A 26568-nucleotide genomic window follows, 5' to 3' on the forward strand; every position below is an offset into this window, starting at 1 on the left:
CTCACGGTGGCGGCGAGCCCTGCGCGCTCACGTAAATGCGATAAACTCCAGGGGAACAAATGTTCCCCTGATGCGTAAGTCCTGTACCTTGTCCCTGTCGTCGGCTCATTCGACGATCGTCGTCTCCAGCGGCGTCAAAAGCTCCCTGAACATATTTCGAGGCGGTGTCGCGCCACACCCTGAAACGCAAGCATCATTGAACCGTCAGACAGCACGTGGACTGTCCATACCGCTTGCCGGCGCTCGGATGGAGGATCGGACGAATGCAGATAGGTATGATCGGCCTGGGGCGAATGGGGGCCAACATCGTTCGTCGGCTGATGAAAAATGGAGGCCATCAGGCCGTCGTCTACGACAAAAGCGATAAGGTTGTCGCCGCGGTTGTCGGAGAGGGAGCAGCGGGCGCGAGCGATCTCGAAGACTTCGTCAGCAAGCTCGAAAAACCTCGCACTGTCTGGATCATGCTGCCGGCCGGCGCGATCACGGAATCCACCATCGATACCATCGCGAGGCTGCTCGACCGCGATGACGTCGTCATCGATGGCGGCAACACTTTCTGGCAGGACGATATCCGGCGGGCCAGGACGCTGCGCGAGAAAGGCATCCATTACGTCGATGTCGGCACCAGTGGCGGAGTCTGGGGCTTTGAGCGCGGCTATTGCATGATGATCGGCGGCGACAAGGCCGTCGTCGATCGGCTCGACCCGATTTTCGCGGCGATGGCGCCTGGCCGCGGCGACATTCCGAGAACGCCGAGCCGGGACGGTCGCGATCCGCGCGTCGAGCAGGGCTATCTTCACGCCGGTCCGGTCGGCGCCGGCCATTTCGTCAAGATGGTGCATAACGGCATCGAGTACGGCCTGATGCAGGCTTATGCCGAAGGTTTCGACATTCTGAAGAACGCGAACATCGATGCCCTGCCGGACGATCATCGTTTCAAGCTCGATCTCGCCGACATCGCCGAGGTCTGGCGTCGCGGCAGCGTCATTCCCTCCTGGCTGCTCGATCTCACGGCGTCGGCGCTGGCCCGAAGCGAGACGCTCGAAGCCTATTCGGGATTCGTCGCGGATTCCGGCGAGGGCCGCTGGACCATCAATGCCGCGATTGACGAAGCCGTCCCGGCCGAAGTCCTGACGGCGGCGCTGTTCGCGCGATTCCGCTCGCGCCGGCAGCACACGTTCGCGGAAAAAATCCTGTCCGCGATGCGCGAGGGATTCGGCGGCCACAAGGAGTCCGGGGAAGGCGATTCATCCACAAAGGGGAGGGCCGCGAGTTGATGGCGGACGCAAGCAACAAGCCGCACAAACCGGAGCCCTGCTGCTTCGTCATCTTTGGCGTCACCGGCGATCTCACCCATCGCCTCGTCATTCCCGCACTCTACAATCTTGCCGAATCCGGCCTGCTGCCGGAGCAGTTTTGCATCGTCGGCATCGTCCGCAAGCAGATGTCGGAAGATGATCTCCGGCAAAGCCTGATGGACGGATTGAACAAGCACGCCACCCGGCCGGTCAAAACGGAAGTTGCCCAAAAGGTGCTTGGCTGCCTGACGTGTCTCGAAGCCGATCCGTCCGATCCGGCCTCGTTCGATACCTTGAGCAAGGCTTTCGAAAAGCTCGAGACAGCCAAGGGAACCTGCGGCAACCGCCTGTTCTATCTTGCCGTGCCGCCGACAGCCTTTGCGCCGATCACCGAACAACTCGGCCGGGTCGGCCTGCTGCGCGAGGCCAATGGCGCGTGGCGCAGGCTGGTGGTCGAAAAACCGTTCGGCACCGATCTGGCGTCGGCAAAAGCGCTCAATGGCAAGCTGCTCAAGATCGCCGATGAGCATCAGATCTACCGGATCGATCACTATCTCGGCAAGGAAACCGTCCAGAACATTCTCGTCCTTCGCTTCGCCAACGGCATGTTCGAGCCGATCTGGAATCGCAACCACATCGACCATATCCAGATCACCGTCGACGAAAAGCTGGCGGTGGGACATCGCGGCAGTTTCTACGACGCGACCGGAGCGCTGCGGGACATGGTGCCGAATCATCTGTTCCAGTTGCTGTCGCTGGTGACGATGGAGCCGCCAACGCGGTTCGATGCCCGCGCGGTGCGCTCGGAAAAGGCGGAGGTGCTTGCCGCGATCCAGACCCAGCGCCCGGAGGAGGCACTCAGAAACTCCGTACGCGGGCAATACCACGCCGGTAAAATCGGCGACCAGGCGGTCGGCGATTATCGCAAAACCCCCGACGTGAAGCCCGACAGCACCACCGAAACCTATGCGGCGCTCAAGCTGACAATCGACAACTGGCGATGGGCCGGTGTCCCCTTCTACCTGCGCACCGGCAAGGCGCTCGGCCTCAAGCGCACCGAAGTCGCGATCAAGTTCAAGCAGGCGCCGTTCGCGATGTTTCGCGCCACGCCCGTTGATCAGCTCTCGCAAAACTATCTCGTCATCGGCATCGAGCCGGCCGAAGGCATCACGCTGCAATTCAACACCAAGGTGCCCGGTCCCACGATTTCGATCGACGGCGTCGAGATGAAATTCCGCTACAAGGATTACTTCAAGGCCGCGCCGAGCACGGGCTACGAGACGCTGATCTACGACTGCATGATCGGTGACAACATCCTGTTTCAGCGGGCCGACGGCGTGGAGGCCGGCTGGCAGGCCGTGCAGCCGTTCCTCGACGCCTGGAAGAAGGCCGGCGCCGACGGGCTGGTCGGCTACGAGGCAGGCAGCGAAGGCCCCGCTGAGGCCGACGCGTTGCTGGCGCGGGATGGCCACAATTGGCGCAAGCTGACATGACGTCCGCAGACGCGGCAGAGCGCAGGTTTCAGATGCTGCCGGATGCACAGACGGTCGCGGCGGAAGCCGCGGCGCATCTGATCGCCCGGATCGCCGGAAACCAAACGCGGCCAGCGATATGCCTCACCGGTGGCTCCGGCCCGAAAGCACTCTACGCACTGCTGGGAAATTCGGGCTATCGTTCGCGCATTGCCTGGGATCGCGTTCATTGGTTCATCGGGGACGAGCGTTTCGTGAGCGCAGACGACCCACGCAACAACATGGCGGCGGCCAGGGAGATTTTCCTCGACCGCTGCGCCCCGCCAGACAATATCCATCCGATTCCGACCGATGCACGCGATCCGGATGCGGCGGCCCGGCTTTACGAGCGCGACCTTCAAGCCTTTTACGGCGCGCGCCGTCTGGATGCGGGTCGGCCGCTGTTCGACCTCGTGCTGATGGGGCTCGGACCGGACGGTCACACCGCCTCGCTGTTTCCCGGAGACACAGCGCTGACCGAAACCGAACGCTGGGTCATCGGCGTCGATCATGCGCACGTCGAGCCCTTCGTTCCCCGTGTCACCTTGACGCTTCCGGCGCTGGCTTGCTCACGCGAGATGCTGTTTCTCGTCAGCGGCGAAGCCAAGCGCGATATCCTGTCCAAAGTCATGGCTGGCGCGGACCTGCCCGGCACGCGCGCCCGTTCCAATGGCGTCACGACGTGGCTGACTGATGCGGCGGCCGCGGGGCGAACGGCATGAGCGCGGACCGCGACGCCGGCTTTTGCGCGCTGATCGTCATGGGCGTGTCCGGATCAGGCAAGAGCACTATCGCGAACGCGCTCGGACGACGGCTGGGGTGGATCGTGGAGGATGCCGACCGGTTTCACCCCGTGAGCAACGTCGAGAAAATGAGCGCCGGCATTGCGCTGACCGACGACGACCGGTGGTCGTGGCTGCACGCCGTTGCCGCCGAGATCGGACGCAAGCGCGCAAGCGGTACGAGCATCATCATGGCGTGCTCCGCGCTCAAGCGTGCCTATCGAGCTATTCTCATGCACGATCGCCGCGACACCCGCATCGTCTACCTGCGCGGCGACAAGGACCTGATCGCCGAGCGCCTCAGGGCCAGGGACGCTCACTTCATGCCGCCGGAACTGCTCGAAAGCCAGTTCAAAACACTGGAGGAGCCGACCGAGGATGAGCGACCTATCGTCGTCGACATCGGCGCGACAGTGAATGATATCGCCGATCGTATCTTGACCATGCTCGAGCGGAGCCAAACAGTTTCATGAATCCTATCTCCCTTGTGATCTCCGATGTCGACGGCAGTCTGGTGACGCCCGACAAGCGACTGACGGAGGCCGCGATCAAGGCCGTGAAAGACCTCGCCGACAGGGATATCGGCTTCACGATCACCAGCAGCCGTCCCGCGTTCGGAATGCGGATGCTGATCGAACCGCTCGGTCTCAAGCTACCGTTCGGCGCCTTCAACGGCAGCCTGATCGTCGATCCTGCCCTCAACGTGCTTCAAAGGACCGTCATTTCCGCGTCGGCGGCGCGGATCGCGATCGACACGCTGAAGGCATCAGGGGTCGACATCTGGCTGTTCACGGCCGACCGCTGGCTGATCACGCACGACGACGGGCGCTACGTCCCGCACGAGCAGGCCACGATCCTGGCCGACGCCGTTATCGTTTCAAGCTTTGATGATTTCGTGAACGAGGCCTGCAAGATCGTCGGCGTCAGCGCCGATCCCGAGAAGCTCGCGCGTTGCGAGATCGCAATGCAGGCGGCGCTCGCCGGGCAAGCGTCGGCTATCTGCTCGCAAAGCTATTATCTCGACATCACGCCCGCCGGGCAGGACAAGGGGACATTCGTGGAAACGATGGCGAAGCGCCTCGGTATCGCGCCGCGCAACATCGCCACCATCGGAGACATGCAAAACGATCTGGCCATGTTCGGCAAAAGCGGCCTGTCCTTTGCCATGGGCAATGCCAACGACGAGGTGAAGGCGCAAGCCACCTGCGTCACCGACAGCAATGAAAACGATGGTTTCGCCAAGGCGGTCGACCGGATTATCGGCCTCGGATAAGCCGCTATCGCGTCTTCGAGCGAACCGGTTCGCGTCAAGAAAAGCGGAAAGCTCTATGTTTTCGACCGCTGCATCGCGGGTTTTCGCGCCGCGTTGAGATTGTGGATCGTGTTGAGGAGCGCAATGTGCGTCAGCGCCTGCGGAAAATTGCCGGTCAGGCGACGGGCAACCGTATCGTATTCCTCCGACAGTAAACCGAGATCGTTCGCCACCGCGGCGACCCGCTGAAGCAGCACCTTGGCGCGTTCGATATCACCGCTCAGCACATAGGCATCGGCGAGCCAGAGCGTGCAGGCCAGAAAGGCTCCCTCGATCGGCGGCTGTTCGTCCGATGCCGCGCGCGGATCGTGCCGGAGCACGAAACCGCCCGGCATCAGATGTTTCTCGACCGCCGCCAGCGTTCCGGCCACGCGCGGATCGGACGCCGGCAGGAAGCCGACCGACGGAATAAGAAGCGTGCTGGCGTCGAGCACCTTTGAGCCGTAGGATTCAACGAAAGTGTTTTGCTCGCGATCGAAGCCCTTCTCGCAGACGTCGCGATGGATGGTATCGCGCAGTTCGCGCCAGCGCTCGACCGGCGCATCGAAGCCGAAATGTTCCACACTCTTGACGCCGCGATCGAACGCCACCCAGACCAGCACCTTCGACGACACGTAATGTCTGCCCGGCCCCCTGATCTCCCAGATGCCGGCATCCGGCTCATTCCATATCCCGGCGAGATGCTCGAGCAGCGTGCATTCCAGCGCCCAGGTCGCCTCGCTCAGCTTGAGGTTCGCCTCCCTCGACTGGTGAAACACGTCCATCAACTCGCCGTAGACGTCGAGTTGCGACTGGGCATGCGCCGCGTTGCCGATCCTGACCGGACGCGCACCTTCGTAGCCGGGCAGCCAGTCGGCCTCCCACTCCGTCAGCCGACGCTGCCCGAGAATGCCGTACATGATCTGCATGTCGGCGGGCGAGCCCGCGACGGAGCGCAGCAGCCAGCCGTGCCAGTCCGAGGCCTCGTCGTAATAACCGCCGTTCATCAGCGCCAGCAGCGTGAACGTCGCGTCGCGCAGCCAGCAGAACCGGTAGTCCCAGTTGCGCGCGCCGCCGAGCTTTTCCGGAAGCGAGGTCGTCGGCGCGGCGACGATGCCGCCCGAGGGCGCGTAGATCATCGCCTTCAGGACGACCAGCGAGCGCATCGCGAGATCGCGATACGGCCCGTCATATTCGCACTTTCCGCACCAATCCTGCCAGAATGCCTCCGTCTCCTTCAGAGCGGCGGCGGCTTCGATCGGCCTCGGAATGCCAAGGTGCGACGCGCCGTAGGTCATGACGAACGGAATCATCTGCCCGGCGCTCACCTCGAAGTCGGCAACCGTCGTCATATCCTTGCCGCGAGTTTCGATGGGCGTGCGCAACACCAGCATGTCCGGTCCGCAAACGGCGAGCAGCGCCCTGTCCTCCGTGCGGCGGACCCATGGGATGTCCTTCCCGAAGCCAAACCGGATCGCCATATCCATGTGCATTTTCACACGGCCGCGGTCGCACCGAACAAGACGGACGACGTCGGACGCCGTACCGCGCGGCGGCATGAAATCGATCAGGGTCACGGCGCCATCGGCGGTTTCGAACCGGGTCTCGAGGATGAGGCCGTCTCCGCGATAGCCGCGGGTCGAGCGCTCGATCTCGTCCGCGGGAGCGATCTGCCAATGGCCATGGCGCTCATCGCCCAGAAGGGCTGCAAAGCAGGCATCGGAATCGAAGTTCGGCCAGCAGAGCCAATCGAGCGAGCCCGTGCGATCGACGAGCGCGACAGTCTCGCCATCACCGATGATTCCGTAGTCTTCAATATTGCTGGGCAATGGCGGACTCGGCGGGACAAGCTGGAAGAATGGCCAGTGTTATTCATCTTATCCATCGGCGGGCTGTTGGCCATCCCGCGAAGTCAATTTTATTTGGGAAACAATTTCGTGTGAATGGAAATGGGCCGGTCGGCGTTGCCGACGGAGCATCGCGATCCGCGCCTGTCCAAGTATGAAACACGTGCGTATTCCGCAAAAGCGGATATCGGTTTTGCGATCAGAATACGCGCAAGCTATTGACCGAAAGCCTTTTCTTCACGCGAACCGGTATCCATCCTCGGATCAAGCCCGAGGACATGCTTTGCTCGAAAGCACTCTAGAGTCTGATTCAACTGCGTTGAATCAGACTCTAGCTTTATCCTTTTGATTGAGCATGATCTTATCCGAAAACCGGTTTCCACTTTTTGGGATCATGCTCTAGCGGCCGTAGCCGTTGGCGCGGGAATATGCCGGACGACTTTCCTGCACGGGCCGATTGATCGAACTCGTGCGGTTGTCGCTGACCGCCCGGCTGCCCGGTTGGTGTTCTTCGAGGAAGACAGGCTCGGAGAAATAGAAGCCCTGCGCGTATTTGATCCGGGTCGCGGCCTGCAAATAAGCCAGTTCCTCGAACGTCTCGACACCCTCCGCGATCACCGTCATTCCCAAGGCCTCGCTGAGCGATTCGATCGCCTTCAGGATGCCCTGGCTGCGCGGGCGCTTGTGGATATCGACGATGAACGACCGATCGATCTTGATTTCATCGGCCGTGATATCGGCGAGAGCCGACAGGGACGAATACCCGCTTCCGAAGTCGTCGATCGAGATTCCGACGCCGAGCCTTCGCAGGATCGGGAGGATTTCCGCCTGGAAACGGGCTTTCGCCACGAACGCGTCTTCCGTGACCTCGACGATGAACCGCGTCGGACAGCCGGTCTTCTCGAGCGCCCGTGCAAAGGATGTCATGAATGCCACATTGCCGGCCTGCTTGGCGGCAACGTTGATGCTGATGCCGACGCCAGTGCCGAAAGTATCATCGATGAGATCGATGGACCTCATGATCTCGGCCAGCACCAGATGCGTCAGTTCGTCGATCAGCCCGAGTTCGACTGCGAGATCGATGAACGTTCCAGGCGCCTGAATAATACCTTCGTCATCGCGCAACCGGACCAGCGCCTCGATGCCTTTTATTTGCTGGGTCCTGATGTCGACCTTGGGCTGGAAGGCACAACAGAAACGTTTGTCGAGAATCGCAAGCCGCAGCGACTGTTCGATTTCCATCCGGGCCAGCGCCTCGCGCTGCATTCCGGAATCGAAAATGGCGGCCGCGCCCTTGGTTTCGTTCTTGATGCGATACATCGCGGTGTCGGCGTTCTGGCGCAGCACCTCGTAACTGCCGCCGTGATCCGGATAAATGCTCACCCCGATCGATGCGGACGCAAACAGCTCCGATCCGTCAATGAAAAACGGCGCCTTCAGCCGCTGCAACAGGAATTCGATGTATTCGGCGACCTCGGCGTCGCTCTCGACCGGGTTCAGCAGCAGCAGGAACTCGTCGCCGCTGATCCGGGACAACATATCGGTGGTGCGCAGTCCGACACCCAGGCGTCTGGCAACCTCGATGAGGAGCTCGTCGCCGGATGCATGGCCGTAGTAGTCGTTGATGTGCTTGAAATTGTCGATATCGAGAAATGCCACGGCAAATCGGACCGGATATCCTCCCTCACGGATCAGACTGTTGGCATGCTGCTCGATGACCCGCCGGGTCGGCAAACCCGTCAACTCGTCATAGTATGCACAACGAAAAAGCTCCTCCTCGATGGCCTTTTGTTGACTGATATCGACCGAACTCGACAGCACAAGCTTTCTGTTCGAAATCAGGACGGGCTCATGCGTGGTGAGATAGACCGTTGTCGCATGATCCGTCCGAATGAGTTCTTCGGATATCCTGGTCCCGCCCGATTGCAGTACCCCGCGAGCAAGATGCCTGCGATCGTTCAATTCTCTTGAGCGAAACGGTGCGCCTGACGTTCCGACCATGTCACGTGCCGGCACGTTGAACTGCGCCGCGGCGGCGGCATTCACGAGAACGAAATTTCCCTGCTCGTCCTGAACCGTCACCCCTGCCGGAAGCGACCTGACGACTTCGCTCAAGAAATTCAGCCGCGAGGATACGCTGTCGTCGAAACGGGCGCCTTTTCGATCGGTTTGCGAACCATCCGGTGTTACCGGTCGGCCCTCGCTCGCGACAACAGAAATTTCGCTTCGCTCAAGGACACCGGACATGAACTTCCCAACCTTCACCACGTTCTGAAAGGGGAAATTTCCGGACTTTCAGGCTCTTGCGGACAGCAAACAACTCGTCGCGGTCACACTGCGACGCCGTCTGCCCTGCAAAGAGGAACGGTAGCTCCAGCACGTTGTAGGTTTGGTTAAATCGGACGCGCAAACATGGCCGTACTTTCCACACCGGGCGCCGCGACGCCCGTTCGATTCCGGATTATTGTTACCAATACCTGAACGCGACGCCGGATATATCACCATCCACCGTTCCGCTGCCGGGGCGCTCGGCGCCGCGCTCCTCAACACATCATGCGGCGTGAGCGGCCTTGACCGGATGAATGGACCGGAAACTGATGGCAATGCGATTCCACGCGTTGATCGCCGCGACCAGCATGGTCAGATTGACCGTTTCGGCTTCGGAGAAGTGACGGCGAACGTCGTCGTAAACGTCGTCCGGCACATGGGTTTCCGACACCAGCGTCACAGCCTCGGTCCAGGCCAGTGCCGCGCGCTCGCGATCCGTGTAGAGCGGCGACTCGCGCCAGGCGTTGAGCAGATAGAGCCGTTGTTCGGTCTCGCCCTGCTTGCGTGCGTCCTGGGTGTGCATGTCGATGCAAAACGCACAACCGTTGATCTGTGACGCCCGGGTCTTGACCAGTTCGATCAGCGGCTTCTCGAGCCCGCTGGCCTGAAGCTGCGTCTCGAGCGCCTGAAGCGCCTTCATGGTCTGAGGCGCGGCTTGATACGGATTCAATCTGGCTTTCATGATCGTTCTCCTCTGGTTGAAACAATGCGACTCTAGTGCGCGCCGCCCGCATCGGGATGGGCGGGCTTCCTCAGCAAAAGCGATGCGGCAAGCGCGACGATCAGCGCCGCTCCGAGCAGAAAAAAGGTATCGCTGAATGCCATTACATAAGCCTGCTTCTGCACGACGCGACCGATGGCGACCACGGCCTGATGTGAAGCGGCCGCTGGATCGGCGACACCGTGGTTCATGAAGTAGTTGGTCAACAGCTCAATCCGGGTCCGCGTCGCCTGTTCCAAAGTCGAGACCGACTGCATCAACACGTTGGAGTGAAACTGCTCGCGCTTGGTCAAGAACGTTTGCAGGATCGCGATGCCGACGGCGCCGCCCAGATTGCGCATCATATTGAACAGACCGGAAGCCGAGCCGGCGTTTTCCGTCTCGATGCCTGCGGTGGCGACCACCGACAGCGGCGTCAGGATCAACGCCTGCCCGACCGCGCGAACCACGTTGGGCCACAGCAGTTGATCGGAGGCATAGTCCGCCGTCATGTCGATGTTCATGAAGTTGCTCGCTGCAAACAGTGCGAAGCCGACCCCGATCAGGAGACGGGGATCGAAGCGCTTCATCAATCGCGGCACCAGCGGAATCAGCAGCAATTGCGGCAGGCCGGTCCAGGCCAGCACCATTCCGATCTGCTCGGCATTGTAGCCCTGAATGCGGGACAGATAAACCGGCAGGATGAAGACCGATCCGTAGAGCGCAACGCCCAGAAGGAAATTGGCGAGAATGCCGAAGCCGAAGTTGCGACGGAACAGCAGGCGAAGGTTCAAGAGCGGTTTGTCGCCCGTCAGTTCGATCCACAGGAACAGCGACAACGAGATCGCGGCGATCACCGACAGCCGGAGGATGAAAGGCGAACCGAACCAGTCGTCCTTGTTGCCTTCTTCGAGCACCGTTTGCAGCGCGCCAAGGCCGACAGCCATGGTCACGATGCCGGCCCAATCACCCTGACGCAGCAACGACAGTTGCATCGGCTTGCGATCCAGCGAGAACCAGAGCATGCCCAGCATCAACAGACCGGGAACGAGGTTGACGTAGAAAATGAACTGCCAGCCCCAGTTCTCGGTGAGATAGCCGCCGATCGTCGGGCCGATCGCCGGCGCAAAGGTCGCCGACAGCGCGAACAGCGCCAGCCCGATCGGCTGCTTCACCTTCGGCAGCAGCGTGATGATCAATGTGAAGGCCATCGGGATCAGCACGCCGCCGGTGAACCCCTGGATCGCGCGCAGCACGATCATCTGCGGCAGGGTTTGCGCGAAGGCGCACGCCACGGACAGCACCAGGAACAGGACGGCATTGGTCAGCAGGTAGACGCGAACGGAAAAGACCTGCGCCAGCCAGCCGCTCAGTGGAATGACGACGATCTCCGCGATCAGATAAGAGGTCGAAATCCAGCCGCCGTCGTCGATGCCGGCGCCGATCGCGCCCTGAATGTCGGCCAGCGACGCGTTGACGATCTGAATGTTCAGCACCGCCATGAAGGCGCCGAGCGTCGCGCCGAACACTGCGATCCAGGTTCTGAACGACGGCGCCGACGGCGCCTGAGAGGAGCGTGCCGCAGGCGTGCTGCGGAGTGCGGCGGGCAAGGAAATGATCGGGATCGCAGCCATGGCCTGTTCCTCCTGCTCACGCGCAGAATGCATCGGAACGGATGGATCGATAATCGGTGAAGCGGTGGAATGACTGTCCGGCGAGGCTGGATAAAGCCCCACCGGGCGGGGGGCATCCGAGGGCTCAGGATCCCGGCTGCTCCGGATTGGCGACAAGGTGTCTGGCGATGCTATCCGGACCATGTGCGGCGACAGCTTCCGACTTGGTGTTCACCGTCGGCTCCGCCGACATGCCCGGACGCAGCAGCCCGGCGAGGCGATGATCGTCGAGCACGATCTTCACCGGCACGCGCTGCACGATCTTGGTGAAGTTGCCGGTGGCGTTGTCGGGCGGCAGCAGTGCGAATTCGAGGCCGCTGGCTGGCGACAGGCTGTCGACATGCCCCTTCAGGCGGACATCATGGAAGCTGTCGATGCGCACGTCGACCGGCTGGCCCTGACGGACATGCGTCAGTTGCGTCTCCTTGAAATTGGCGACGATATAGACCGCATCGAGCGGCACCACCGCCATCAACGGCGTGCCGGCCGTCACGTATTGTCCGACCCGCAAGGCGCGCGCGCCGACCGTGCCGTCGACCGGCGCGGTGATGGTCGTATAGGACAGATTGAGCGCCATCTGCCGCTCGACCGCATGGGCGCGAGCGACCTGCGCCACGGCCTTGCTGCGCTCGGTCGTGAGCACATCGACTTTTTTATGCGCCGCCAGCAGTGCGGATTGACCATGTTGCAGTTGAGCGGTCTTTTCGTGAAGCGCTGCATCGGTCTGCTGGGCCCGCTGAACGGTGCCCGAGCCGGTTTTCATCAGGCCGTCATAGCGAGCCTGCTCTTCGCTCGCGAATTTCAAACCCGCTTCCGCCGCGGCGACATCCGCCGTCTGCTGCGCGATCATCGGCTGCTGAAGCGCGATCTGGGCATCGAGGTTACTGACCGCCGCCTCCGCGGCTACGACATCGGCGTGGGCCTGATCCAGCGCAGTCCTGAAATCGCGATCGTCGATCCGGGCGAGAACCTGCCCGGCCTTCACCGGCTGATTGTCGCTGACCAGCACCCTGTCGATGTAGCCTGATACTTTCGGCGCGATGATCGTCGAGTCTGCCTTGACATAGGCGTCGTCGGTGGATTCGAGATAGCGCCCGACGGTCCAGTAATCGTACCCGAAATGAACGATACCGGCGACCCCCACGGCGGCGGCGACGGCCAGGGCTGCCCGCCTGATCGCCTGCCGGGATAGCCGGAGCGTGGTTTTTGCCGGTAAATCAACAACATACGATATGGCGGTCATCGCTCGATCTCCTGAGCCTTAGGCGATGGCCGTTCGATCACCGAACCTTCGCCATCGCGATGCCACGGAAGATGCACCTCAGTTGCGCCTTGGATAATCCGCCAAGAAAGGAAATGATTGTCCACCGAAACGGGATAATCGGAGGTTCTGGTGGACCGGCTGACCGGACTGACCGCGTTCGTACGGGTGGTGGAAACCGGAGGCTTCTCGGCCGCCGGACGGCGGCTGAACATGTCGACGACCATGGTCAGCAACCACATTCAGGCGCTCGAGGACCGTCTCGGCGTTCGACTCTTCAACCGCACCACGCGCAAGGTCAGCCTGACCGAGGTCGGGAAAACCTATTACGAGCGCTGCGTGCAGATTCTCGCCGACATCGAACAGGCCGACGACATCGCAGGCGCTTTGCAGACGAAGCCGCGGGGCACGCTCCGTATCCATTGCGCCACTCATATCGTGCAATTCGTCGCGCCCATTCTTGCGGATTATCTGAAATCGTATCCGGATGTGACGGCCAATCTGACGATCGCCGAACACGCCGTCGATGTCATCGCCGAAGGCTTCGATCTTTCAGTCCGCCTGACTCCGCCGCCGGACTCCAGCCTGATTGTACGCAGCCTCGCGACCTGGCGGCACGTGCTCTGCTGCTCGCCGGAGTATCTGACGGAGCATGGACCGTTGCTGCAACTAGCCGATCTCGCCGGGCACAACTGCCTTCGCCATGCGCTCTACCCTTATGAAAACGACTGGCACTTTACCGACACCACCGGCAAGACGGTCTCGGTTCGGGTCTCCGGAAACCTTATCACGAACAGCGGCGAAACGCTTCGCGCCGCAGCCTTGCGTGGCGTCGGCGTTTTTCTGGCGGCGGGATTCCTGGTCACGGACGATCTCCCCTCGGGGCGCCTGGTGCCGCTGCTGCCGGACTACACACCCGTCGAATTCGCCATGAACGTGGTTTATCCGCATCGCCATCACCTGTCGGCGAAAGTGCGAATGTTTATCGATCTGCTGGCGCAGCACAGCGCCGATCATCAGCGGCTGATGAATCCCAACGCTTGACTGGAGTTTTCCCGCTTCTGATGGAATCAGTAACGGGGCTCCATGATTTGTTTTGACGATTTGTTTTGACGCGCTTTCTTTATGCGAACCGGCATCCATCCTCGGGTCAAGCGCGAGGACATGCTTCGCTCGAAAACGCTATAGCCGGCAACGCCAGCTGCCCCGCTGCAGGCTTTCCTGCAGCAGATCTGGGCGACCCCAACCTCATCATCGGGATCGTCTATATCCATCCTGGATAGCCCACGACCAAGCTCGTGGCATTGACGGCTTCAATCCTTCGATTTTTGACGTGGAGCGTCAGCGACGCTCCACGTCGAGCCTGGCGTCAGCGTACCAGAATCTTGTCCCCATGCCCCATCGTGGGATCGGCTTTCTCACTAAACATAATGATCGCGATCGCGCCGGAAAGCGCGGCGCGCATGGAATGGTTCACCAACGCATAGGCGCCTTCCTTCGGCGAGATGAGGTCGAACGTCGCGGCGTCGCCCGGCGCCAGGGTGTAATTCTGCATCCCCACCATCACGTTCTTCGGGTTACCGGACGGATAGATCCTGTCCCAGATACCTGCGATCGGATGAAACCCGGAAAACTCGTTGGGACCGGCATTGACCATATAGATGCGCACACGCTCACCGGGTTTGGCCTCAAGAGTCTGCGTGGCGTGTTCGTCATGCACCGGGTCATACTGGAACGGAACGGCGTTGAAGGCATCGCGCTTCCACTTGTTCGCCATCATGCTATCGACGTCTTCGGGGTTCTCGAAGATCTGATGCTCGATCAGGACGTATTCGCGATCTGCCTTGGGCATCGCATTGGGATCCTTGGGATCGATGATGACAGCCCCGATCATACCGCGGGCAATGTGCTGGATCATTGGATCAGAACCGCAATGATAGAAGAACACGCCGGCGTGCTCGGGAACGTATGAGAAGGTCTTGGTCTCGCCGGGTTTGATCGATGCAAACTCCGTCAGAACATCGGCGCTCGCGGAGTGCATATCGATAGAATGCGATTTCTTGTTGGCTGCATCGTTCTTCAATGTGAATTCGATCGTGTCGCCTTCGGTCGCCCGGATCAACGGGCCGGGAACGTGGCCGTTGTAGGTCCAGGCCGCCATTGTGTGGCCCTCGTTATCAACCGGCACAGTGACCTCTTTGGCCGTCAGTTCGACCTTGACGGTCTTGGCCTGGGCCGCGGTGATCGCGGCGCCGGCCAGAATCAGAGCGGTCGCGATGCCCCCCGTTATCGCGCTCTTCCTCAAACCTGCAGTCGTCATCGAAATCGATCTCCCCTTCACAATCGCTCTCCGCTTCATGGTTTGATATAACTTTCTTGTTGGATTCATTTCCCGCATTTGCAGACCTGCCTCAGATACTTGGCCAGACCGTTGATCTGGTCTTTCGACAGGACGTGACCCCAAGTCGGCATCAGCACCGACTTGTTGACGGCTAACCCCCCTTCTGTGATGGCTTTGACCAGTTCGTCATCGGAAGTGTCGCCCATACTCTTGGCATCGGTGTGATCGCGCGGCTTCACCGAAAGCGCGGGCACGTTGATGCCGGTGCCGTTGCGCTGGAGGCCGTGACACTGCACGCAATAGACACCGTAGATCTGCTCGATCGACTGGTCGGCCTGGCTTGTCGATGACGCGAGCAACACGACCAGACCGGCCATAGCCGCCACCATTTGCGTTTTCATCACTTGTCTCCCTGGCTCAGTTCCACCAGAAACGCGGTCAGCCGCTGGATATCCTTATCCTTCAAGTTCGACGTCGGCATCCAGATATGCGGATCGAAACGCTGCGGATCGGCCGTGTAAGCGGCGATGAAATCTGGCTGCAGCCGCACTCCTGCATCGGTCAATCGCGGTCCGGAAAGGCCACCTTCGCCTTTCTCGCCCTGATGGCACGCGGCACAGCCACGAAACTTGACGAACGCGAGCGCACCCATGCGCGCACCCTTCATATCGCCCTTGAAGGCGCCTGCCGGAACGAGGTCGGGGGGGGCTTTCAAATCCATCAACGCCGCAGCGGCCGCTTCGGCATCCGCCTTTTTCAGCTTCGGATGAGCGGCGATCTTGGACTGATCGATCTCATCATGTTTGTCGCCCTTCTTGATGTTCTTGAAATACGGATAGCCGGCAGGACGAATGGGTTTGGGATCCTGCAACCAGGAGACCAGCCAGTCCTTGTTGAACTTGCTGCCGGCGTACCAAAGGTCGGGCCCCTTACGGGTCAGCAGCCGATCCAGCGACGTGTCGGTCGGCTTGACCAGTGCGTGACAACCGCCGCAGCTCGGGTCCAGCTTGTCCGCAGCGCTGGCGCTGCTCAGGAATGCCGCGGTCAAGCCCGCGACGGCGAGTAAAAGCCCTTTCATATCTATTCTCCTTTCGATGGCATTAGGGCGCGGGATCGCCCTTGAGGGCAGGGCTCTCGTACATGCCGAACGGCTTTTTCATCGATTCTTCATAATAAAAATCGGGCACGAACTCTTTGTTTTTCCATTTATAGAAAGCCTGCTCCTTCACCGGGATTTCCTCGTATTCGATGGTGGTCATCATGCCGCCCATCGGCGACGTGCCGTTCACCGTGTGCCTGTCGATGTGATCGTGCACCATCCAGATGCCGGGATTGTCGGCGCGCAGAATCAGGTCGTAGCGCTCACCTGGTCCGAACAGGATTGTGTCGGCGAGGTAAGGATTAGCGAGCGGCCGGCCATCCTTGGCATAGACCTCGAAGTCATGGCCGTGGATGTGGACGGAATGCATTTCGTCACCGGCGCCGATCAGGCGGATGCGAACGACATCGCCCTCCTTGATCCGCAATGGCTGGGTGTCGGGATAAGCCTTGCCGTTGATGGTGAAGAAATCCTGCACGTCACCGGGGATGCCGCCATAGCCGGGCTTCTTGGCCCAGGCAGAAGACCAACTGGAGAACATCATGATGTAATCTTTGGTGACTTCCTTTTCGACCGGCGGCGGATCCTTCGGATCGACGATCAACGGACCCCACATGCCGCGCATGGCGACATGCTCGTTGACGTTGACATGACAGTGGTACCACATGGTGCCGGACGGCTCGGCCTTGAAGCGATAGGTAAAGGTCTCGCCGGGCGGAATCGCCGGCTGCGTCGTGTCGGGAACGCCGTCGTTTTTCCAGGTGCCGCGTTGAAACATGCCGTGCCAATGAATCGTGTGCGGCAGCGTCGTGTTGTTTTCGACTTCGATCTCGACATCATCGCCCTCCTGCACATGGATCAGCGGGCCAGGCGTCTGGTTGTTAAAGGAGAAGGTGTGGAAGGTCTGTTTGTCGACCAGCTTGAGGATCGTGTCCTCGACGGTCATCGAGAAATGACGGGTCTCCGCGGATGCCGTGGGCGGACTGGCGACGCATAATGCGGCACTTGCGGCGAAGATGGAGGCGACGAGAGGTGCGCGCAGCGCACAGCGTTGCAGGATCATGGGAATAACATGCATTTCAGATTGATGATTTATGATAAGCCGCTATCAAGCGCGATTCGAAACAGGCGGCCCGCTTATCCGTCGGGCGTCCAATTGTGCTGGCGCCGAAAGTGCTGAACGGTCCTGATGATCATGAGCGGAAGCCCCTACCCGCAAACTGACAACAATCGCTTCGTGCCATCTTCGGAGCCATAAAGCAATATCTAAAATACATCTTTATCACCGAAATCGCTGACGATAAAAAATCCATCACGACATCAATTCCGCCTGGGTTTCTCGAACAATTTGCGCCGAAATTGAGCGATGATGCCTCACCATGCAACACGATTACATCCCCGCGACACAGAGAGCTTGCAGCGCAAGCTGGTTGATGCCGACCTCCTGCGCCGCTATCGGCATCACCGTCCATAGCCGGTCATTCCAGGTCTGATCGCTTCCCACCGTGCGCATCAAGCCCACCCATTTGACCAAGGCCGGCTTTGGCTTGCCGTTTTGCAGCAGCCACTGCCCCATATAGAATCGTGCGACCAGATCGTTGGGGTCGGCCCGGAGCGCGAATTCGAATTCCGCCTTGGCGCGATCTGAAATCAGACCGCTACCCGCCAGCGTGAGCGCTTCCCCCAAGGCAACATGAAGCACGCTATTGTCCGGGTCATTCTCAATCGCCCGCTCGAGCATCGGAACACTGAAACGGGCAAGACCGACCTGCAGCAATGCACCACCTACGATCGCCCAGGGCCGGCTCGCATCCGTCGCAGCTACAAGCTTCGGCAAATCGAACAAACCTTCGAGCGGCACCGGCGCTGTAGTGGCCGCGCTATTCAGCGGAACGGTGACATGGTGCGTGGTGAGCGGCGACACATGCGTGAACCAAACCGCGACGGCTATACCGATCGCAACTCCGGCGACGGAGGAAGCGATGTACAGCCTTAACCAGCCCCTTGAAGGCTGCTTTTGATTGATAAGTGCTTCCCTCATGCCCCCGACGCCGCGGATAGATCAAGTTTTCTGAGTTCTCGTGCAACGCGGCGCAAACATGTACTATAAATATATGTTTTGTATAGACCCAAAATCGGTGAAAGCAAAATTCCTGTGCAGGAGTGCCGTGCCGACAACAGGACCCGAACCCCAACGCTATCGTTATTCTTAGAGCGTTTTCGAGCGAAGTGGGTACCGGTTCGCGTGAAGAAAACGCGTCAAATCAAAATCATAGAGCCTCGCTTCTGATTCCATCAGAAGCGGAAAGGCTCTAGTTTGAGGTAGGCTTTTTCGAGCTGCTGCGTGATGGACACAGCGCCGAAGCGACCACGCGATGACATCGACTGATCGAATGCAGGCGCGTCTCACGCTTCAACCGGAAGCGTCCTTGCGCAACCGCATCACGCGAAAGCAACGATGCGCGGCGATCCGCGCGGCATTCGACAGGATTTCAAGTCTGAAAACATCGCTCTGCACCGCAGCCTCAACCAAGCTGTGAGCCAAGCCGTCATGCTGTTGCTGTTTGTCGATATATCCTGCGGCAACGCCGGATCACGGGCTCATCATGCGGCAGGCGGGATCCCGAAGTCTTTCGGACTGAGGATAAGATCGGCGAGGGTATAACGATCAAGCGTCGCTGTGAACGCAGCCAGCGCTTCCCTCAATGGTGCGCGCAGGCGACAGCTTGACGAGATCGGACAGTGGTTGTTCGCTGAAAAGCATTCCACTAGCGCGAAATCCGGCTCGGTCGCGCACAAAACATCACCGAGCTTGATCCGGTTCGGCCGCTTGGCAAGCGCAAGCCCGCCCGACCTGCCACGCACGGCTTTGAGATAGCCCGCGCGCGTGAGCTGATTTGCGACTTTCATGAGATGGGTACGCGAGATGCCGTAAACGCCCGCGGTCTCTTCGATCGTGATCAACCGATCACTGTGCGTGGCCGCATACATCAGCAAGCGAAGCGTGTAGTCGAAAAAACTTGTCAATCGCATTGGAGTTCCGCCGCCGGCAAGTCGCGTGGCCAAGATGTGAGCAGGTCGAGGAAGGATGAACTCGTCTGAGGAAAGATGTGCTTGTCTGGTGTCTTTAGCAAGTGTCCATGCGGTCGAGCCATGCATCGGGGTCCGGACCGCTATCCGGCAGAGCGCGTGCCGTGATGAACCGTCATGACGTCGTCTTCATTGTGGAAACGCCTGCGGCGACGCATACCAGTTCCACGCAGGCAGGTCTGGACAGCGATCGCAATCCTGTTCGAGGGTAAGTCCAGTCGGTCTCCTGTGAAATTCATGATGTTGTGATCGACAGAACCGGCTCTCCTGCGAGGAAGGGTATCCCTCCCGTGTTGCCTGGCACCGACGACTGGATCGCCTCGACAAAGGCCTCTGCTTTTTCCTCCGGGATTATCTATACGGACGGCTCCCTATGACTCTGCAACGAATCCGCGGATATTGCGCACTGTGCATCTCGCATTGCGGGTGCATTTCCACAGTCGAAAATGGTGTCCTGACCAAGGTCGAGCCGGATCCGGACCATCCGACCGGCGGGAATTTCTGCATCAAGGGCAAGGCGGCACCCGAGCTCGTTAACAGCCCGGATCGCCTGTTGACACCCGTTAAAAGAACCCGCCCGAAGGGCGATCCGGACCCGGGGTGGCAAGCTATCTCGTGGGACGAGGCGCTGAGTTTCACCGCCAGCCGCATGAAAGAAGCGGCGAAGCAGTTCGGACCCGAGGCCGTCGCCTTCAGCGTCACCACGTCCAGCGGCACCGCCATCAGCGACGCAATGCCGTGGATCTACCGCCTGATCAACGGCTTCGGCAGCCCCAACGCGGTTTCGACGGCCCATGTCTGCAACTGGCACAAGGATTTCGCTACCGCCTTCACCTTTGGCGCCGATAGCGGCATGCCGGACTTCAAACGCACCGGGTGCCTGGTGTTGTGGGGATTCAACCCGACCAACTGCTGGCTGGCACAAGCCTCGGCAATCGCCGAAGCGAAGAAGCGCGGCATGAAACTCATTGTCATCGATCCACGGCAAGTGGGACTGGCGCATAAGGCCGATCAGTGGTTGCGCGTGCGGCAGGGCACCGATGGCGCGCTGGCATTGGGCATCGCCGGCGTCATGATCGAACGCGGATGGTACGATCGTGATTTCATCTCCACCTGGAGCAACGGCCCGTTTCTGATTCGTGACGACAATGGACGTCATCTCGTCGAATCCGATTTGAAAGAAGGCGGCAGGGCAGACAACTACGTGGCATGGGATGGGTCGGCCGGACGCCCCGTGGTCTGCGGTCGTGGACCGCAACACGACGCATCGTCGCATCAGCTTTCCCTGGCCGGCACGTTTGAACTCGACACATTGCACGGCCGGACCACCTGCCGGCCGGCGTTCGAATTATATGCGAGCTTGTGCCGGGCCTATTCCCCGGAGAGAACCCAGCAGATTACGGGTGTTCCGGCCGAACAGATTCGACTCGTCGCGGAAATGCTCTACGCGCACGGGCCGGTGGCCTACTACGCATGGTCCGGGGTCGGGCAGAGTACCAATGCGACGCAGACCAGCCGCGCGATGTGCCTTTTGTATGCCCTCACCGGCGCCATCGATGCACCGGGAGGGAACGTCTATTTTGCCAGGCCGAAACTGAGCAACGTATTCGGTCGCAACCTCATCCCTGTCGCGCAGCCCGCCAAAACCCTCGGATTAATGGAACGTCCCCTCGGTCCGGCGAAAAGCGGCTGGATCACGACGCGTGAGCTGTATCGGGCCATTCTCGAGGAACAGCCGTACCCGGTGAAAGGTCTGGTGGCCTTCGGATCCAGTCTTCTGCATAGTCGCCCCAGCCCCGAGGAGGGCGTGCGCGCGCTCCGAAAACTTGATTTCTATGTCCACTGCGATTTGTTCCTCACCCCGATGGCCGCCGAAGCCGACGTGGTGTTGCCGGTATCGTCGGCGTGGGAGCGAGAGGGAATCGCGGATGGGTTTCGCGTCAACCAGGAAGCCGACGCGCTCTTGCAACTACGGACGGCGGTCGTACCAGCGCGCGGCGAGTCCCGCTCGGATACGTGGATTGTTTTTGAGCTGGCGCAGCGTCTGGGTCTGAAGGACCAATTCTTCGATGGCAATATCGACGCAGGCATTGAGTCCATGCTGGAACCGTCGCGCGTGACGCTGGAGACGCTGCGGGCTCATCCGGAAGGCATCGCGCTTCCTCTCTCGACCGAATATCGAAAATACACGCAGCATGGCTTTGCCACCCCTACCGGCCGTGTCGAAATCTATTCGCAGGCCTTGCACGATATCGGCCAGTCGGCTTTGCCGGATTATGTCGCGCCCGCCGCCAGCGTCGAACAACACCCGGAATGGCAAAGACACTTCCCATTACGACTGACATCGGCCAAATGGACCTACTTTTGCCATAGCCAGTTTCGAAATCTCCCCAGTCTGCGTGACAAAATGCCGGATCCGCTCATCGAGGTGCATCCCGATACGGCGAGAACACGCGACATCGATGAACATGACTGGGTCGTCATCCGTACCCCCCAAGGTGCTATCCGGGCGCGTGCAAGGTTCAACCGCACTCTCGAAAAAGACGTCGTTTGCGCTCAATATGGCTGGGCCGACCAGACCGACAACGCAGCGGGCGCAGACGGCATGTCCCGGAATTTCAGCAAGCTGATCAGTAACGCGTTTTATGATCCCATCAGCGGGTCTTTTCCCTTACGCGCCTATGCCTGCCAATTGGAAAGGGCTGCCCCTTCCGTTTAATTGATCGGGGTACGCTTGATTGATCGGTGCATGTTGGGAAGCGAGCCTCCCGTCGCGGCGGCGTTTGATTTGCCGCGCGACGAACACAGCAACGCGCTGTGCAGTTGGCGCGCGATGGCTATGGTCGAATGGGCCTTGCCGGTTCCAGTTGCTGCCGCATTGAGATGGATGCCGTCGTCTTTTTTTCGTCCGGTTCCCCTCCGGTCACGACGTTGACCAGCAGACGGCCGTTAGAGGCGGGTTGGCGGTCATTCGCGCCGCAACAATCGGCTTCACACGATAGATTTTACGAATGCCGGAAAAGTGATCGGCGTCCGTGACGCGACGGGAGGAAATTGTCGGAACCAAGTGCCCACGTTGATGTTGAGGCCGCAAATGGATCGTTCGAATTGGAGGAGGACCTCATGTGCGACTATAGCTTGCATCTCGTCTCCTCGCGGCCTGCCAAGGTGGCCGACAAGTTGGTGACGATGGAACTTGCGCGGTCAAAAGCGCGCGGCTTTGCCGCCGTGGGAGAGCTTGGCACCAAGCTAGTCGTCCATGACAGCCCACCCGAGTTGGCAGTCTGCCTGCGGCCCGGAACGGAGCTCGCGTTCGACGACGATGTCCAATACGACAGCGCTTTCAGTTTCAACTTCTTTGGCGCCAGCTTTGGCATGGGCCGTGTGAATCACAGGGTCGCAAGCTTTCGGCAGATCGATGTGAACGATCCATATGTTCAGCACGATGCGTTGGAATTCCCCAATGGGCAAATTCTGAAGGTCAACCGGCTGATACCGGGCCAAACTGTTACGGTGCTGCAATTGCCGGTCGCGATATCGCACGATGACAATGAGCACGAGCACGAGCACGTTGATGCTGGTTCAGTGGCCCGCTCGCATGATTCGCCTCTCGTTTTGAACCGGACGTCGGTCGGATCGGGAATGGCTTCGGTTCTGGTACCGAGCGAAGGCGCGGTGATGTTGTGGGACACTGTCCGTAGCACAGCCACCAGACTCCGGGTGGCGTTGGCGCGGTCATTCCAGCGTGTGATTGCTCACAAGCAACAGCGTGAGGCCGCATTGCCTGCAGGTGTCGTTGCCGGCGAGATCGAAGCAGGCTTCCAGAACGGCATGCCCGTGGGAACATTGCCGAGGAAGCCCGCGGCTCGGACGCCGGCAAAGAAGACGAAAGTCAAGTCCGCTGCTTAGCTGATCTTAAGCTGCTTAGTCAGCGTTAAGAAACCGGATTCAGCGCTCGTGAGGGCCCAGGCGGCGAGTTCTCTCTGGTGAGATCCCGCCGCCTGAAGATGCCCACGCCGAGCACGACAAGGTAAGGCATCGGCGACGCAAGCCGCCCATGGCGCTGCTGGATGGGTGGTCTGGCTTCAGTGAAGCCGGACCCGTCAGTGTTCGGGACAAGACGGCACGATCGGCATTGCATCAGGCATAAGCACGAAACGCATAAGCACGCGGCGTTAGCGATAAGGCAACCAGAAGCCATAGGAACGAGCTATACGAACGAAGGGAGCACGACACATGGACATCCGATCTCAAGTTTCGATGGTCTTTCACCTGGATAAGTGCATCGGCTGCCACACCTGCAGCATCGCGTGCAAGAACATCTGGACCGATCGCAAGGGCACCGAGTACATGTACTGGAACAACGTGGAGACCAAGCCGGGTACCGGATACCCGACACGTTGGGAAGACCAGACCAAGTATCGGGGCGGCTGGGTGGTCGACGGGACGAGGCAGAAGAGCCTGCGGCTGCGGCTGCAGGGCAAATGGGGAACGCTGACCAATATCTTCTACAATCCCTATCTGCCGACGCTCGACGACTATTTCGAGCCCTGGACCTACGACTATCAAAACCTGATCAACGCGCCCCTGGCCGACGAGCAACCGACCGCGCGCGCCATCTCGATGGTGACCGGCAAGTACATGGACACGATCGAGGCGGGACCGAACTGGGACGACGATCTTGGCGGCTCGCAGGTCTACGCCAACAACGATCCGAACTACGATGGTGCCTCCGACGAGGAAATGCGCCAGATCAACGAGATCAACAGCACGGTCTTTTTCTACCTGCCGCGCATCTGCAACCATTGTCTCAATCCGGGCTGCGTAGCGGCCTGCCCGCAGGGAGCGATCTACAAGCGCGGCGAGGACGGCGTGGTGCTGGTCAGCCAGGAGCGCTGCCGCGCCTGGCGCATGTGCGTCTCCGGCTGCCCGTACAAGAAGACCTACTTCAACTGGTCGACCGGCAAGGCCGAAAAGTGCATCCTGTGCTATCCGCGCCTCGAGAGCGGCCAGCCTCCGGCCTGCTTCCACTCGTGCGTGGGACGCATCCGGTATATCGGCCTCGTGCTCTACGATGCCGATGCGATCGAGGAAACCGCCAAGGCGCCGCAAGACCAGTTGGTGGCGGCACAGCGCAACATCATCAAGGATCCGTTCGATCCGAAGATCATCGAGGCCGCCAGGGCCAACGGTATCCCCGATTCGAAGATCGACGCTGCGCAGAAGTCGCCGGTCTACCAGTTCGTCAAGAAGTGGGGCATTGCGCTGCCGCTGCATCCGGAGTTCCGCACGCTGCCGATGCTGTTCTACGTACCGCCGCTGGGGCCGGTGCTCGCCAAGGTGGAAAACGGCGTGTACGACAACATTGCCTCGGAAGCGAGACTGGGACCGTTGATGAGTTCGCTCGAAAGGTCGCGCATATCGCTTCGCTATATGGCGAGCCTGTTGTCGGGCGGTAATGAGGACATCATCCGCGACGTCTACAAGAAGCTTGTCGCTGTGCGTGTCTATATGCGCTCGAAGAAGGTCAAGGACATCCCGGAGGAAGAGGTGCAAAGGGCGCTCGCCGAAGGCAAGACCACTGCGGCCGAGGTCGAGGCGATCTGGCGGCTCACCTCGTTGCCGACCTTCGAGGAACGCTTTGTGGTTCCGCCGATGGAGCGTGAGGAATCGGTCGATGCGCTGTTCCCGCAGCTCGATCCGGTGTCGCGCAACTACCCGGTTCGCAGAGGCGAGGTCGGCGTCGGCTTCCACACCGACCCGGCGAGAGGACCATAGGCTTCTTCTTGTCACGATGCGGGCGCGAGACAGCGGTCGAACTTGGAAACTCGAACCTGTCTCGCGCAGCCGCCACGGCGACATGGAGCTAACGGATTATACTCGTGGCCCCAAGTTGGTGCGAACGAGCTGAGTGCCTTATCATCGACCGACGCGATAATCCTTTATCGTTATCGGCCGCATCGGGATCCCACAAAACCGCGCTCGACCATCATGTGGCCTAGCAGGCTGTTGAAGAAGTCTCTGGCGCAGCGGTTCTGGGCATGATTCTCTTGATGCGGATGCGTCGAGGGGGGAGCGATGCGGGGAAGCGACGAACGGTCAGGCTCGCTGTTCAGCTATGTGGACTTGGAGGCTCGGATTCGCTCCGACCATCCGCTGCGAACGATCCGACAGATCGCGAACGCGGCGTTGAATGATCTGTCGAGGGACTTTGACAAGCTCTACACGGCGTTCGGCCGTCCCTCGATCGCACCGGAGAAGCTGCTTCGGGCAATGCTGCTGCAGGCATTCTACGGGATCCGCTCGGAACGGCAGTTGATGGAGCGGCTGGAGTTCGACCTGCTGTTGCGCTGGTTCGTGGGCTTGGGCGTGGACGACCCGGTGTGGGACCACTCGACCTTCTCGAAGAACCGCGACCGATTGCTTGAAGGTGAGATCGCCGCGAAGTTCTTGAACGCGCTGATGGGGCAGCACCAGGTCAAGCGGCTGTTATCAAGCGAGCATTTTTCGGTCGACGGCACGCTGATCGAGGCGTGGGCATCGATCAAGAGCTTCCGGCGCAAGGACGGCGGTGACCAGGACAGTGATGGACCGGGACGCAACGCCGAGCGCAGTTTCCACAACGAGAAGCGCTGCAACGAGACGCATCAGAGCACGACCGATCCCGAGGCACGGCTCTATAAGAAGGGCGGCGGCCAGCCGGCGAAGCTTTGCTACATCGGCCATGCCCTGATGGAGAACCGCAACGGACTGGCGGTGCTGGGTGGCGTGAGCCGGGCGACCGGAACGGCGGAGCGGGATCAGGCGTTGGCGCTGATCGACTGCCACCGCGGCCAAAGCGAGCGGCGGATCACGCTGGGCGCCGACAAGGCCTATGACGTCACCGCATTCGTCGAGGACTTAAGACGGCGTTCGGTCACGCCGCACATCGCCATCGACGGGCATTTGAGCAAGACCGGAAAGCCGCGCAAGACCGCGATCGACCAGAGGACTCTCCGTCATGCCGGATATGCCGTCAGCCAACGCTGTCGCAAGCGCATCGAGGAGGTGTTCGGCTGGATCAAGGCCTCCGCCGGACTTGCCAAGATCAAGCTGCGAGGCCGCGACCGCGTCAACGCCACCTTCACCCTGGCGCTGGCGGCCTACAACCTGATCCGCTTGCCCAAACTCCTGGCAGCCGCCGCGTGAAACACAAGTCGTGCACCGTCAAGATGCTCGATCAGGACCCTGATGGTGGCGCCGCCCGCAGATCACGCTGACTCCATTCCATATCCGTCTCCGTGGGAAACTTCTTCAACAGCCTGCTAGAGATTGGCGCTCTATTCCTTCACTGCACACATCGGATGC

21 protein-coding genes are annotated in these 26568 nt (G+C 60.4%); 10 read left to right on the forward strand and 11 right to left on the reverse strand.

The genetic code is table 11. From position 1 onward, the window contains the following. The first annotated feature begins 263 nt into the window (after positions 1-263). Genes gnd through NHAM_RS16775 form a run of 5 tightly spaced genes read left to right on the forward strand, consistent with a single transcriptional unit; the run spans position 264 to position 4864 of the window. Entirely contained in the window at positions 264-1277 is a 1014-nt protein-coding gene (gnd, locus tag NHAM_RS16755) for a phosphogluconate dehydrogenase (NAD(+)-dependent, decarboxylating) (protein ID WP_011511658.1), read from the forward strand. Next, positions 1277-2791 (forward strand): glucose-6-phosphate dehydrogenase, encoded by a 1515-nt coding sequence (gene zwf, locus NHAM_RS16760; protein ID WP_011511659.1) that lies wholly within the window; start codon positions 1277-1279, stop codon positions 2789-2791. The genes gnd and zwf overlap by 1 nt, the downstream gene beginning before the upstream one ends. After that, on the forward strand, positions 2788-3531 hold the full coding sequence (gene pgl, locus NHAM_RS16765) for a 6-phosphogluconolactonase (RefSeq protein ID WP_041358273.1): 744 nt from the start codon (positions 2788-2790) through the stop codon (positions 3529-3531). Before zwf ends, pgl begins: the two co-directional genes overlap by 4 nt. Continuing rightward, complete coding sequence (locus NHAM_RS16770) at positions 3528-4064, forward strand: gluconokinase (protein WP_011511661.1); 537 nt, start codon at positions 3528-3530, stop codon at positions 4062-4064. The genes pgl and NHAM_RS16770 overlap by 4 nt, the downstream gene beginning before the upstream one ends. Then, entirely contained in the window at positions 4061-4864 is an 804-nt protein-coding gene (locus NHAM_RS16775; RefSeq protein WP_011511662.1) for a Cof-type HAD-IIB family hydrolase, read from the forward strand. Before NHAM_RS16770 ends, NHAM_RS16775 begins: the two co-directional genes overlap by 4 nt. A gap of 53 nt (positions 4865-4917) precedes the next feature. Here NHAM_RS16775 and NHAM_RS16780 read toward each other — a convergent pair whose 3' ends face one another. The 5 genes from NHAM_RS16780 to NHAM_RS16800 form a co-directional block, all read right to left on the reverse strand. Continuing rightward, positions 4918-6711 (reverse strand): glycoside hydrolase family 15 protein, encoded by a 1794-nt coding sequence (locus tag NHAM_RS16780; RefSeq protein ID WP_011511663.1) that lies wholly within the window; start codon positions 6709-6711, stop codon positions 4918-4920. Between the two features lie 417 nt (positions 6712-7128). Continuing rightward, positions 7129-8976, reverse strand: a complete 1848-nt coding sequence (locus tag NHAM_RS16785) for a putative bifunctional diguanylate cyclase/phosphodiesterase (protein ID WP_011511664.1) — start codon at positions 8974-8976, stop codon at positions 7129-7131. Positions 8977-9280: 304 nt separating this feature from the next. Beyond that, positions 9281-9739 (reverse strand): carboxymuconolactone decarboxylase family protein, encoded by a 459-nt coding sequence (locus NHAM_RS16790; RefSeq protein WP_011511665.1) that lies wholly within the window; start codon positions 9737-9739, stop codon positions 9281-9283. Positions 9740-9771: 32 nt separating this feature from the next. After that, positions 9772-11391 carry an MDR family MFS transporter gene (locus NHAM_RS16795; protein WP_011511666.1) on the reverse strand — a complete coding sequence of 540 codons (1620 nt, stop codon included), beginning with the start codon at positions 11389-11391 and terminating at the stop codon, positions 9772-9774. A 124-nt stretch (positions 11392-11515) separates the two neighbouring features. Beyond that, positions 11516-12673 carry an HlyD family secretion protein gene (locus NHAM_RS16800; protein ID WP_011511667.1) on the reverse strand — a complete coding sequence of 386 codons (1158 nt, stop codon included), beginning with the start codon at positions 12671-12673 and terminating at the stop codon, positions 11516-11518. Positions 12674-12823: 150 nt separating this feature from the next. Between NHAM_RS16800 and NHAM_RS16805 the strand changes: the two genes are divergently transcribed. Further along, on the forward strand, positions 12824-13735 hold the full coding sequence (locus NHAM_RS16805; RefSeq protein ID WP_011511668.1) for a LysR family transcriptional regulator: 912 nt from the start codon (positions 12824-12826) through the stop codon (positions 13733-13735). 325 nt (positions 13736-14060) lie between these two features. On the opposite strand, the gene NHAM_RS16810 is transcribed toward NHAM_RS16805, so the two are convergent. The 6 genes from NHAM_RS16810 to NHAM_RS16835 all read right to left on the reverse strand — a co-directional run bounded on the left by NHAM_RS16810 (position 14061) and on the right by NHAM_RS16835 (position 19164). Continuing rightward, positions 14061-15011 carry a multicopper oxidase domain-containing protein gene (locus NHAM_RS16810; RefSeq protein WP_011511669.1) on the reverse strand — a complete coding sequence of 317 codons (951 nt, stop codon included), beginning with the start codon at positions 15009-15011 and terminating at the stop codon, positions 14061-14063. A 65-nt stretch (positions 15012-15076) separates the two neighbouring features. After that, positions 15077-15433, reverse strand: coding sequence for a c-type cytochrome (locus NHAM_RS16815; protein ID WP_011511670.1), 357 nt, complete (start codon positions 15431-15433; stop codon positions 15077-15079). Then, entirely contained in the window at positions 15433-16110 is a 678-nt protein-coding gene (locus NHAM_RS16820; RefSeq protein WP_011511671.1) for a c-type cytochrome, read from the reverse strand. Before NHAM_RS16820 ends, NHAM_RS16815 begins: the two co-directional genes overlap by 1 nt. 22 nt (positions 16111-16132) lie before the next feature. Next, positions 16133-17209, reverse strand: a complete 1077-nt coding sequence (locus NHAM_RS16825) for a multicopper oxidase domain-containing protein (protein WP_011511672.1) — start codon at positions 17207-17209, stop codon at positions 16133-16135. Between the two features lie 312 nt (positions 17210-17521). Beyond that, a complete protein-coding gene (locus NHAM_RS16830) occupies positions 17522-18172 on the reverse strand; it encodes a tetratricopeptide repeat protein (protein ID WP_011511673.1) in 651 nt (216 codons plus the stop codon). A 563-nt stretch (positions 18173-18735) separates the two neighbouring features. Next, positions 18736-19164 carry an RrF2 family transcriptional regulator gene (locus NHAM_RS16835; protein ID WP_011511674.1) on the reverse strand — a complete coding sequence of 143 codons (429 nt, stop codon included), beginning with the start codon at positions 19162-19164 and terminating at the stop codon, positions 18736-18738. 430 nt (positions 19165-19594) lie between these two features. Between NHAM_RS16835 and NHAM_RS16840 the strand changes: the two genes are divergently transcribed. The 4 genes from NHAM_RS16840 (at position 19595) to NHAM_RS16855 (ending at position 26409) form a co-directional block, all read left to right on the forward strand. Beyond that, entirely contained in the window at positions 19595-21940 is a 2346-nt protein-coding gene (locus NHAM_RS16840) for a molybdopterin-containing oxidoreductase family protein (RefSeq protein ID WP_011511675.1), read from the forward strand. Between the two features lie 389 nt (positions 21941-22329). Next, the gene (locus NHAM_RS16845; RefSeq protein WP_245269924.1) at positions 22330-23130 is read left to right on the forward strand and encodes a hypothetical protein; all 801 of its coding nucleotides are present in this window, start codon (positions 22330-22332) and stop codon (positions 23128-23130) included. 327 nt (positions 23131-23457) lie between these two features. Further along, on the forward strand, positions 23458-24999 hold the full coding sequence (narH, locus tag NHAM_RS16850; protein WP_011511677.1) for a nitrate reductase subunit beta: 1542 nt from the start codon (positions 23458-23460) through the stop codon (positions 24997-24999). A gap of 300 nt (positions 25000-25299) precedes the next feature. Then, positions 25300-26409, forward strand: coding sequence for an IS5-like element ISNha7 family transposase (locus NHAM_RS16855; RefSeq protein ID WP_011509106.1), 1110 nt, complete (start codon positions 25300-25302; stop codon positions 26407-26409). Positions 26410-26568 lie beyond the last annotated feature (159 nt).

It is taken from the genome of Nitrobacter hamburgensis X14 (genome assembly GCF_000013885.1).
Classification (GTDB): Bacteria; Pseudomonadota; Alphaproteobacteria; order Rhizobiales; family Xanthobacteraceae; genus Nitrobacter; species Nitrobacter hamburgensis.